The sequence below is a fragment of the Cytophagales bacterium genome (assembly GCA_019456305.1).
Classification (GTDB): Bacteria; Bacteroidota; Bacteroidia; order Cytophagales; family VRUD01; genus VRUD01.
Map to the genome: position 1 here is coordinate 6,716 of VRUD01000043.1, position 12,267 is coordinate 18,982.

Annotated in this window: 5 protein-coding genes, 4 tRNA genes and 1 pseudogene; 4 read left to right on the plus strand and 6 right to left on the minus strand. The window is 40.0% G+C overall.

Annotated elements, in window-relative coordinates; genetic code table 11:
• The first annotated feature begins 12 nt into the window (after positions 1-12).
• Together FVQ77_10325 and FVQ77_10330 are read left to right on the plus strand one after the other, a co-directional pair.
• Positions 13-252 (plus strand): annotated as a pseudogene (locus FVQ77_10325) (PKD domain-containing protein).
• Between the two features lie 39 nt (positions 253-291).
• Entirely contained in the window at positions 292-8,346 is an 8,055-nt protein-coding gene (locus FVQ77_10330; GenBank protein ID MBW8050712.1) for a T9SS type A sorting domain-containing protein, read from the plus strand.
• A gap of 216 nt (positions 8,347-8,562) precedes the next feature.
• Here the strand turns inward: FVQ77_10330 and FVQ77_10335 are convergent, their stop codons facing one another.
• The 4 genes from FVQ77_10335 to FVQ77_10350 all read right to left on the minus strand — a co-directional run bounded on the left by FVQ77_10335 (position 8,563) and on the right by FVQ77_10350 (position 9,297).
• Positions 8,563-8,784: a hypothetical protein gene (locus FVQ77_10335; protein ID MBW8050713.1), complete on the minus strand. Its 222-nt coding sequence runs from the start codon at positions 8,782-8,784 to the stop codon at positions 8,563-8,565.
• 26 nt (positions 8,785-8,810) lie between these two features.
• Positions 8,811-8,884, minus strand: a tRNA-Arg gene (locus FVQ77_10340).
• A gap of 170 nt (positions 8,885-9,054) precedes the next feature.
• A tRNA-Pro gene (locus FVQ77_10345) sits at positions 9,055-9,129 on the minus strand.
• Positions 9,130-9,208: 79 nt separating this feature from the next.
• A tRNA-Ser gene (locus tag FVQ77_10350) sits at positions 9,209-9,297 on the minus strand.
• 85 nt (positions 9,298-9,382) lie between these two features.
• Between FVQ77_10350 and FVQ77_10355 the strand changes: the two genes are divergently transcribed.
• Both FVQ77_10355 and FVQ77_10360 read left to right on the plus strand, forming a co-directional pair.
• A complete protein-coding gene (locus FVQ77_10355; protein MBW8050714.1) occupies positions 9,383-9,580 on the plus strand; it encodes a hypothetical protein in 198 nt (65 codons plus the stop codon).
• A 1-nt stretch (position 9,581) separates the two neighbouring features.
• Positions 9,582-10,073 (plus strand): hypothetical protein, encoded by a 492-nt coding sequence (locus FVQ77_10360; GenBank protein MBW8050715.1) that lies wholly within the window; start codon positions 9,582-9,584, stop codon positions 10,071-10,073.
• A gap of 116 nt (positions 10,074-10,189) precedes the next feature.
• On the opposite strand, the gene FVQ77_10365 is transcribed toward FVQ77_10360, so the two are convergent.
• Both FVQ77_10365 and FVQ77_10370 read right to left on the minus strand, forming a co-directional pair.
• Positions 10,190-10,274 (minus strand) — tRNA-Ser (locus tag FVQ77_10365).
• A gap of 144 nt (positions 10,275-10,418) precedes the next feature.
• Positions 10,419-12,251: a DUF4153 domain-containing protein gene (locus FVQ77_10370; protein ID MBW8050716.1), complete on the minus strand. Its 1,833-nt coding sequence runs from the start codon at positions 12,249-12,251 to the stop codon at positions 10,419-10,421.
• Positions 12,252-12,267 lie beyond the last annotated feature (16 nt).

Consider the following 12,267-nt stretch of genomic DNA (forward strand, 5'->3'; position numbering starts at 1 on the left):
GGAACTTCAACAATACAAAATCCAACGGTTACCTATAATACTCCGGGTACTTATGATGTTTCTCTAACAGCGACCAATGCAGGCGGAAGTGGTACAGAAACCAAAGCAGGATATATTACTGTATTTGATAATCCAACAGTTAGTATTGCCGGCACTGATGCATCTTGCAGTGGTATATGTGATGGTGTAGCAGATCTCACACCATCTGGTGGTACAGCACCTTACACTTATCTCTGGTCTAATGGAGCCACTACACAGGACATATTTAACCTTTGTGCAGATACCTTCACAGTGATCTTAACCGATGACAATGGCTGTCAGGGGTCAGGCTCCGTAATAATCAATAACCTACCGGCTGTATCTGCAAGTATAACAGGAACAAATGCTAGCTGCCCCGGTATTTGTGACGGAGCTGCTGATCTTACACCAACTGGCGGCACAACGCCATATACTTATCTGTGGTCTAATGGAGCCACTACCCAGGATGTAATTAATATATGCGCAGGAACTTATTCTGTAACCGTAACCGATGATAATGGATGCCAGGATAGTGCTTCTGTAACCATCAATAACCAGACAACTTTGAGTTCAACTATTCTTGCTACTGATATAAGCTGTAACGGTACTTGTGATGGTGAGGCAGATCTAACCGTTACGGGAGGGCTAAATCCTATATCATATTCATGGTCTAATGGAGAGACTACTGAGGATATATTTAACCTCTGCGCTGGATCATACAATGTTTCTATTACTGATATGGGTGGTTGCACAATTAGCGATGGCGTTACCATCACCGAGCAGGTTGTTCTTAATGTTTCAATTACAGCCAATAATGTCTCCTGTAATGGTGCTTGTGATGGTGATGCAGCAGCAACTGTTTCAGGCGGTGCTACTCCTTACACCTATTCATGGAACACGACACCAACACAAACAACTTCAACAGCAACCGGATTGTGCCCGGGAACTTATACCGTAACCGTTACTGACAACAATAATTGCCAGGCAGTTAATACCATTTCTATCACCGAACCCCCGCTATTATCTGGCACGACAGTAAAAACTGATATTGATTGTGGCGGAAATTGTAATGGCAGCATTGATCTGACACCTTCAGGTGGAACTTTACCTTATTCTTTCCTATGGTCAAATGGTGCCACTACCGAGGATATTTTTAATCTGTGTGCCGGAACTTACACGGTAACGGTTACAGATAATAATGGCTGCCCGATATCGTTCACTGATACCATTACAGAACCTCCACCTTTAAGTGCAACAATACTCAGCTCTACCAATGCTATTTGTTTTGGTAATTGTGATGGCAGTGCTGACCTAACTGTTTCCGGTGGCTTAGCTCCATACACTTACTCATGGACAAATGGCTCGACCAACCAAGACCCCATTGACCTGTGTGCAGGAACCAATACGGTAACCGTTACCGATGCCAACGGATGCCAAACCAGCACATCAGTGACTATTTCCGAACCTCCCCTGCTCTTTATTGATCTGTTAGATATTGTTAATCCTCCAAGTTGCGGAGGTGTAAATAATGGTGAGGTTGAAGTTATTATTGCTGGCGGAACTCCCGGTTATACCTATTTATGGAGCGATGGACAAACCACTGATATAGCAATTGATCTGGTTGCCGGTTTTTACACAGTTACTATTACAGATGCCAGTGGCTGTACCATAGATTCTACTTTTGTATTAAATGAAGATGCAGCGCCTATACTTAGTATATCTTCCCAAACAAATGTAAGCTGCTATGGTGGAAATGATGGAAGTGTATCTATCTCCGTAACAGGGGGCTCTCCTCCTTATACACATTTATGGAATACCGGTGCAACAACATCATCCTTAAGCAATTTAACATCCGGAGTTTATACAGATACAGTAACTGATAATGCCCTATGCAGGTCTTTAATACAGGTTACTATTACCCAACCCGACTCCTTTTCAACCACCATCATCGGCACACTTACCGGATGCAGCGTCTGTAACGGAACCGCTGATCTGACCGTTAGCGGAGGAACCATCCCTTATACCTATAACTGGTCCAATGGAGCTACTACTCAGGATATCAGTGGACTTTGTACAGGAACCTATACTGTTACCGTTACTGATGCAAGCCTTTGCCAGATAATGGATAGTGTACAAATTAACCAATCTACCGACTTGAGTTCAACCATTTCCGGTATTAATGTATCTTGCTTTGGCGGAAGTGATGGGTCTGTTGATTTAACTGTAACAGGAGGTACATCCCCATATAGTTATATATGGGAACATGGAGCTACTACCGAAGATCTGACGAATATTCCTGCAGGAAATTATGCTGTCACAGTTACTGATGTCAATGGTTGTATTACCACCAACTCAATAACAGTTACAGAACCCCTTCAATTAACCAGTAGTATAATTGTCACAGACGTTAGCTGCAATGGCAGCAATGACGGCTCTGCTGACCTAACAGTTTCAGGTGGTACAGCACCTTATACCTATTTATGGTCAACGGGAGATACTACACAAGACTTAATCGCAATCCCGGCAGGAGCTTATACTGTTTCTATAACTGATGCCAATGGTTGCACAACATCTGATACTGCTACGATCAACGAACCTCCCCTAATTACCCTTTCTACAAGCTCTACCAATGCTACCTGCGGGGATACAAATGGAACAGCTTCGGTTTCTGCCACCGGAGGTATCGCGCCCTATACTTACCAATGGGATGATCTCTTATTGCAAACAACAGATACTGCAACAGGATTAGCTGCCGGTACATATACTGTGACTGTTACTGACAATAACGGTTGCACAGCAAGTATCTCTGTAATCGTAAATAATGATATACCTGTAGTTACCATAACAGCCAGCGCCAATGTTAGCTGTAATGGCGTTTGTGATGGAACTGCTGCGACTTCTGTATCAGGTGGGGTTCTACCCTATATCTATTCATGGGATAATGGAGAAACTACAAGCACCGCAATAGCATTATGTGCAGGGCTTCGTACAGTATTAGTTACTGATAGCAATAATTGTATCACTTCAGCTAGTGTAACTATCACCGAACCAGCTCTTTTAACCACTTCAATTATTACAACAGATGTGAGCTGTAACGGGAATAGTGATGGCGCTGCTGATCTAACCGTTTCCGGGGGTACACTTCCTTATACTTACTTATGGTCCACAGGTGATATAACGCAGGATATAACCGGATTACTTCCAGGTACCTATACAGTCACTGTTACTGACTCTAACAATTGTATAGTCAATGACACAGCAATGATCAGTGAACCGGCAATTTTAACCACTGGGGTCATTGGAACTGAAGTAAGCTGTAATGGAGGCAGTGATGGCGCTGCTGATCTAACCGTTTCCGGTGGTACACTACCTTTTACTTATTTATGGTCAACAGGTGATATAACGCAGGATTTAATTGGTATTCCTGCCGGTACTTATACCGTCTCTATTACTGACGCAAATAGTTGTACTGCTAATGATACTGTAACGATCAGTGAATCAACTGCTTTAATTACAAATATCATTAGTACTAATGTCAATTGTAAAGGGGGCAGTGATGGTTATGCAGACCTAAACGTATCAGGAGGTACGATACCTTATTCCTACTTGTGGTCATCGGGCAATATAACGCAGGATCTATTGGCTATACCTGCCGGTACATATATTATCACTGTTACTGACGCTAACGGTTGTACAGCCAATGATACTGTCATAATCAGTGAACCGCCAGCGCTTGCTATTAGTATTGCCGCATTCAATGTCAGTTGTAATGGTACCTGTAATGGAGCAGCAGATCTGACAGTTGCGGGCGGCATAATTCCTTATACATACTCCTGGTCAAACGGAGCTACAACACAGGATATATCCGGCTTGTGTGCAGGCACTTATATTGTTGATGTTTCAGATTCCAATGGCTGTATTGCCAGCGATACTGTAACAATATCAGAACCGAGCGCTTTGGTATTAATCATGAGCTCTACCGATGCTGCTTGCGGTGCATGTGATGGTACTGCCAGTGTTATTGTTACCGGAGGTACTCCTGGTTTTACATATATATGGAGCAGCGGAGGCACAGGAGATACAGACACGGGACTTTGTGCGGGTACATACTGTGTGGTGGTTACCGATGCTGCCGGCTGTATTGATTCAAACTGTGTTGGTGTGAATAATATTGGCGGAACAGCTCTTACTTATGTATTCACAGATGTTACCTGCAATGGCGATAGTGATGGCTCCATCAATCTTACTGTTAGCGGAGGTACGCCTCCCTTTACTTATAGCTGGTCTAACGGGGCAAACACAGAAGATATTAGTAGTTTACCAGCAAACGCTTATACTGTCACTGTTACCGATAGTAACAACTGTATCACATCCGAAACGGTTACCATCAACGAACCGGCTGCTATAATTACATCTATTTCAAGCACTGGCGTTTCTTGTAATGGCAGTAATGATGGCTCTGCTACCGTAAGCGCTTCAGGTGGAACAGGAGCTTACGCATACCTGTGGAATGACCCCGGAGCCCAATCGACAGCTACGGCTGCCGGATTAAGTTCCGGAACATATATTGTAATCGTTACAGATTCCAACGGATGTATTGCTTTCGATACTGTTATCATCACGGAGCCAACAATATTGAACGCTATTATTACTTCCAGTACAGATATCTCCTGCAATGGCGGCAGTGATGGTATGATTGACCTGACCATAACAGGTGGTATGATACCTTATTCATACATATGGTCTAGTGGAGCAACTACGGAAGACTTAATCAATATACCGGCAGGATCCTATAGTGTTACTGTAACGGATGCTAACGGATGTACAGCAAGTGATAGTGTTGTTATTAATGAACCTAACGCACTATTACTTTCTGCAAGCAGCACAAATGCTAACTGCGGAGATTCAAATGGGGTGGCTATAGTTGCAGTAAGTGGTGGTGTATCTCCTTATATTTACCAATGGAATGATCCAATGGCACAAACCAATGACACTGCTGCTGGATTGTCTGTGGGTTTATATACCATTACAGTTGCAGATAACAATGGCTGCATTGCTGTTGACACTGTAATGGTTAATAATGATGTTCCTGTTGCTACCATTACTGCAATTTTCAGCGCTTCCTGTAACGGTTTATGTGATGGAACTGCCACCGTTTCAGCATCTGGTGGGGTTACTCCCTATGCTTACTTGTGGGATAACGGTGAGACAACTGCCACGGCAATAGCATTGTGTGCAGGAAACCGAACTGTTACGGTCACTGACAGTAATAATTGTATTGCAGCAGATACTGTTACCATTAATGAACCAACTGCGATAAATATCACTATTTTATCAAGCGCTGATGTTTCATGTAATGGCGGCAATGATGGCTCTATAGACATTACTGTAAGCGGAGGGACACCTCCATACACTTATAGCTGGTCTAACGGTGCTACTACTGAAGATATCAGTAGTTTATCTGCAGGTACTTATAGTGTAATAATTATGGATTCTAATAATTGTACAGCCAACGAAGTAGTAATAATTAGCGAACCTGTTGCTCTTATTCTTACTACCTCAGGGACAGATGTAAGTTGTTATGGCGCCTGTGATGGTTCTGTTTCTGTATCGGTTTCTGGTGGAACAGTTCCTTATACCTATTCATGGAATCCTTCTTGTTCAATTTTTGGGGCACCTACCTGTCCTGGTTCATGTGCAGGAACATATAATGTAATTGTAACCGATTTAAACGGCTGTACTGGTACAGACAGCGTTACTATTAATGAACCACCTGCCTTAAGTACTTCAATTATTTCAAGCACTGATGTTTCCTGTAACGGGGGCAATGACGGAGCAGCAAACCTCATTGTAACGGGAGGAACATCACCCTATTCGTACCTATGGTCTAATGGTTCCACCGCAGAAGATCTGGGTGGAATATCAGCAGGAAGCTATACTGTGGATGTCACTGATTCCAATGGGTGTTTAGCAAATGATACAGTTGTAATAAGTGAACCTGCTGCTCTTGTATTGACCATGAGCGCCACTGACGCCACCTGTGATTCCTCAGATGGCAGCGCTGCTGTTAGTGTTACAGGCGGAATCCCGGGCTACACTTATTTATGGAACGATTCACTGAATCAGACTACGGCAACTGTTACTGGCTTAGGTGCCGGCATATACACCGTAATTGTAACTGATAGCAATGGATGTGTTAGTTCCAATACTGTAGGAATAAATAATACAGGCGCTCCGTTTTTGTCTTATATTCCCACAGATGTTACCTGCAACGCTGGCAATAACGGATCCATAGATCTTACGATAAGCGGTGGAACTCCTCCATTCGGCTTTTTCTGGTCAAATGGTGAAACCACTGAAGATATTAATAATTTAGCTGCGGGCACATATAGTGTTACAGTAGTAGATTCCAATAATTGCTTAGCCAATGAAATCGTAATTATTAACGAACCTCCGGTATTAATAAGTAATATTACTTCCTCTGATGTAAACTGTAATGGCTGGAGTGATGGCAATGCATTTCTTACAGTTACCGGTGGTACCCTACCCTATTCATTTAATTGGTCAAATGGAGACACTATTGAGGATATTATTAACCTTACGGGGGGAATGTATTCGGTAATCATTACAGATTCAAATGGGTGTAATATTTATGATACAGTGTTGATCAATGAACCTGCTGCAATAACCACCAATATCGTGAAAGTAAATATACTGTGTTATGGTGACAGCACCGGATTTGCTGACCTTACTGTTACAGGTGGTACTTTACCATATAGTTACAGTTGGTCAAATGGAGCAGCTATACAGGATATTAGTAATCTACCTGCGGGCAACTATTATGTGGTCATAACAGATGGAATGGGCTGTACAGCAAATGACAGCATAACAATTGAAGAACCACTTGCTTTGAACGCAGTTGTTGTGAGTACGAATGTTAGCTGTAATAGCGGCAACAACGGAATAGCTGACCTGACGGTGTCAGGTGGTATAGCGCCATATGCTTATTTCTGGTCAAATTTTACAGTTACCGAAGATTTAACGGGGTTATCAGTAGGTACCTATGAAGTGATTGTCACAGATTCGAATGGCTGCACTATATCCGCAACTGTATCCATCACTGAACCGCCTGCATTAGTTGTGAACACCTCCGCCAGTAATATAAGTTGTAATAGCTTATGTGATGGTATAGCTTCTGCAATAGTCTCCGGTGGGATTTTGCCCTATACCTGGTCATGGAATACTACCCCGGTTCAAACTACGGCAACCATAACAGGGGTATGTGCCGGGAAATACTTTGTTACTGTTACGGATGGTAATGCATGTATTGATAGCGCTTCTATTATACTTTTTGAACCAGACGCATTATCACTCGCAGTTGGCAGCGTGAACGCTACATGCGGTAATTCCAATGGAGAAGCTTATATATCATCTTTAACAGGCGGTACTGTCCCTTACACATTCCTATGGAATGATCCGGGCGCTCAAATTACTGATACTGCTACCGACCTGGCTGCAGGAACTTATACTATTACCGTTACCGATTCAAATGGCTGTGCAGATGGTGCAGTTGTTTCTGTAAATGATGCCGGTACTCCTAATGCTTTAATTACAACTTCTAATAACGTGAGTTGTAATGGTAACAACGATGGAAGCGCCACCGTTACTGTAATTGGCGGCACCCTGCCCTATAGCTATCAATGGAATGATCCCGCAAATCAAATTACAGCAACTGTTACCGGGTTGGGTGCCGGAACATTTTCGGTATTTGTTACCGATAGTAATGGCTGTACCGGATCCGATAGTGTTGTTATATCAGAACCACCTACGATTACTATTGTAGCAGATTCTATTCTATCACCTACACCGGGAAATAATAATGGGGCAATTATTCTAACCGTATCCGGGGGCGCTACACCCTATTCGTTTTCCTGGAGTAATGGGGATACCACACAAAATCTTTTCGTAATAGGAGCCGGCACTTATACAATAATTATCACCGATGCCAATGGATGTATTGATTCTGCCAGTTTTACAGTGACTGAAGTTACGGGCATGAATCAGTTTCAAGTTCCGGGTTTCGGCTTTCAGGTTTATCCCAACCCCGCCACCGGGTATATTACACTTCAAATAGTTTTACCCGAAAAGGAAAACATTAATATTGAAATATGGAATGTTTTTGGAGTGAATATCTATACAAATTCACTATATGATGTTGAAAATATTAAAAAGGAGGTGGATCTGAGCAAATACGCCAATGGGGTTTATTTTGTGAAATTGGTTGTTGGGGAGAAAGTGATGTATAAGAGGGTAGTGATTGCGAAATAGGGGTAGGTGTGGCACCAGCCCCAGCCTGTCACATACAGATACCACAACCTTTTGTCCCATATAAGGGAAGTAAAGTAGTATTTCAGATTATCAGGTAAAAAATATCTGTTATATTTTTTTAGAGAACCAAAAAGAGGGGCTAAATCTTTTTTAAATGATTTATATTTTTTACTTAACTTTTTAATCTGCCTATCAAAAGGGTCGGTAGGAATAACCTTAAAGCTCATCTAATAATTCTTTAGCAGATTTTAACTTCTTTTTACCTGCCTGGTGCAGTTTAACATCATTAAAAGCCTCTTTTAGGTCCTTAACAAATTCCTTTTTGTACTTTGTGTCAGCAGACAAAGACTGAACTTCAATAAAATCAAAGTTTTTAATGAGTTCCATAAAGAAAGCTATTTTGCTATTATCTTTAATGTTTACTGTAAGCTGTTTCATTGCCAAAATAGATCAATTATTCCACGCGATCCCGGCAGGATTCGAACCTGCGACCCACAGCTTAGAAGGCTGTTGCTCTATCCAACTGAGCTACGGGACCAAGCTCATTTAATGATTTATTGATTTATGGGCATCTCTAAAAACTACATATTTTTTAAAACACACCCCTTGCCCCTCTTGATAGAGGGGAATGTATGGTGTAGTTTTTAGAGACGCCCTTATGCCACAATCACTAAATTTCTAAATCACCAAATTACTAAATAAATATTGTCGGGGCGGCAGGATTCGAACCTGCGACCTCCTGCTCCCAAAGCAGGCACACTAACCGGGCTGTGCTACGCCCCGAAATTCTATTTATTGATTTATTACGTTTATATTTTTTTCCTCATATCAGATTTTGAACTAAAAATCCAAAATAACTGAGCGGAGAGAGTAGGATTCGAACCCACGGTCCCGATTACTCAGGACACCTGATTTCGAATCAGGCCCGTTCAACCGCTCCGGCATCTCTCCCCATTTTCATTTATTGATCTGATGATTTGTTGATATATTAAAATTAAATAGACTATTAGTGTATATAAATTTAAACACATACACGATGGCAACTGTAAATTTCTATTTGGAAAAACGCAAAGATAAGAAAACCGGTGAAATAAAACAAGACAATGTTCCTATCTTACTTCAAAACTCAATCGCAATTAATTTTTCTCTACATTCATCAAAATATCTGCAGTCTGTTGACCAGACGGGGAATGGAAGTAATTATAGTGTGATTTGGAAATTCGTAATACAATAAGGTGAAAAATAAGAAGCTCACATATTTTTTGATAGTTTTGTTAGTATTTATCTGGGGGTTGATATTTTATAAGATTTTTGTAGGTGTTTTTGATGGAAGTAATAATTATGTTATCGCTAATATTCAAAAAAAGCCGGTTAAGGATATTATAATTACTTCCGATACTTTTACGATTAAAGCGAATTACAGAGACCCATTCTTAGCTCAAACATATTCAAATGTAGCGAAAAAAACTAAAAAAAAGATTGTAACGAAACCTGTAATTAAAAAACCCATTGAAGCAGTACTCCCAATCAGATGGCCTGTTATTAAATATTTGGGAAGTATTAAGAATCAAAAGACCAATAAGGAAGTTGCAATGATAAATATAAATAGAAAGGAAAAACTAATCTCAGTTGGTGATACGGTAACAGGGATAAGATTGTTAAAAATTTATGGGGATTCTGTTCAGGTAGTTTATGAGAAAGAAAAGAAGGTGATAAAGAAGGAATGATGTGGTTTCATTGAAATTTCAGACCCCGATTAAGTTCTAAATAGTATGCATCACCGTATGTAAAAATTATAAATTGGCATAAATTATTGAATTACAGTAACTTATAAATTACTAAGCGGAGAGTGAGGGATTCGAACCCCCGGAGGTGTGACCCTCAACGGTTTTCAAGACCGCCGCATTCGACCACTCTGCCAACTCTCCGGGGGCGAAGGTAATAAAATTTTATGGCTTTAGTTTAATATAGCGTGTTAAACTGTATCTTAGCTCTGTAAATGTGCACGAAATTGATAAATTATGCATTTTGTAACGTTAGTTTAAACTAAAGCCAATTTTATTTGATTATCCCTATTCCTTCCTTCCGATCAATATATCTGCCTGTATTTGAGATAATTTCAAATCATCTTTTATTTTTTGTAAATTAACAATAGTAAAAAATATTTTAACTTTGTATTTATCATTTTCCGTTTGTAAAGTCATGACATCAGCAGGAATATTACTTTGATCATAGGAATAATTGTTTTTTAATTTATTGATCAATGGATTTAGTTTTACCGTAGAGATCAATTCATCGTTTAAAAGTATTTTCAATTCTAAAGTATCGCGATCAACTGATATTAAGAGCTTTTCATCGCCTGCTTCATAATATTCTGTAAAGATATTATCATCATCATTAAAATATCTATAATATTTCAGCAGATAATCGTATCCTTCTATATTTAAAGTATTGGCCTCTTTTGTAGTAAAGTAAAAATACTTCTGATCCTGAACCTGCTCCCCGGTTTGCCACTTGGAAATGTATTGAAGCCCCATTATATCTAAAAGCTTTCTTGATTTATCTTCTCTGTATCTATATAGTGTGTCAGAAGCGAATAAGGAATCAAAGTTTTGAGAAAAAAATGGCTGTAGATCAACAAACCTGCCCCGCTCTTCAAAATAATCTACAATAGAGCTTATTTGTTTCTCGTGTTTAAAAGATATTTCAAACTTTTTTCTTTTAATTATCCCGTCCACCAACATACCATTTTCTATCAAAACCTCTTTAAACCTGCTTATCTGACTATGCTTTGAAATATTAAAAGCGCTCCATGGCCCGAAAGAAGATAAAAATGCAATAATACATAGCGAAACCGGGATGAATATTATCATTTTCATTTTGCGTACCAGGAAGTAAATTGCTATGCCAGTGAGCCATAGTGCAAGCACTAAAACAAAATACCTGTTTTCCGTAATGCCGTATTCCGAAATTCTTCGCCAGATCGCAAGTAAAAGGAGTATAATGAGGGGAAACAATGCAAAATAAAACCACCTGGAAAATATCTTTATCCATTTATTTTCCTCCTTATCCTGTATGGGATAAATGAGCAGTAATGCTAATATGCCAAAAGTGGAAAATCCAATGACCAAATATGCCACCCAGCCACTTGGCCAGTCCCAGTCAAATATGATCTTGCCGGTATAAGCATAGAGTATTAATAAGTAAATAGTAACAAGAGTGATGAGCACATATTGAGTAAATATCTTGAGCCCTTTTGGATAGGCGTTTGATTGTTGTAATTGGTCAAAATCTTTAGGAACTCCGGCAAGGAAAAACCACGTATTAAAAATACCTACGATAAATACCCAGAGATGAGCATATATTTTATCATCAATTTCCACATCAAATAAATTATCTATCGCAGCGATCGCTAATACCAATCCCAGATATAATACCCCTGAATATAATAATGCTGTTAATATCCTTATAAATAACACTTTGTTGTATTGCCAGAATCCATTTACCTCCAGTTTCCTTATGTAGGGAGCAAAAGATACTAATAAGTGTAAGCCAATGGTGAATAATGAGTACCTGATGCCAGAGATCAAGGTGAGCTTATCCGGCAATGAATAATAGTATAAAACGAGAAGGATAACCCCAAAAACTTGTATAGTTAGCATTACAGGTATTGAAAATCGTTCCCTTTCTGAATACAGCTTTAGTGACAGGAAAAGCGTCAGGCCTAATGAACACGTCAATATGATATTGATAAGAAATTCATATTGATCTTTTTCGTCATAAGGCAGTTCAATTTGCCAAATGGCTGCTGCCGTTCCGATTATTGCAGATGCCAGTACAAAAGGAAACCTAGTAAGTGTACTGCCGGTACTTTTTACAAGCAAAGAAACTGAGGGTAATTTCATAAATGTTCTATTATTC

Coding starts and splice junctions, on each gene's coding strand:
- FVQ77_10370 (MBW8050716.1), bottom strand. CDS start 12,251: ATGAAATTACCCTCAGTTTCTTTGCTTGTAAAAAGTACCGGCAGTACA.
- FVQ77_10355 (MBW8050714.1), top strand. CDS start 9,383: ATGGCAACTGTAAATTTCTATTTGGAAAAACGCAAAGATAAGAAAACC.
- FVQ77_10335 (MBW8050713.1), bottom strand. CDS start 8,784: ATGAAACAGCTTACAGTAAACATTAAAGATAATAGCAAAATAGCTTTC.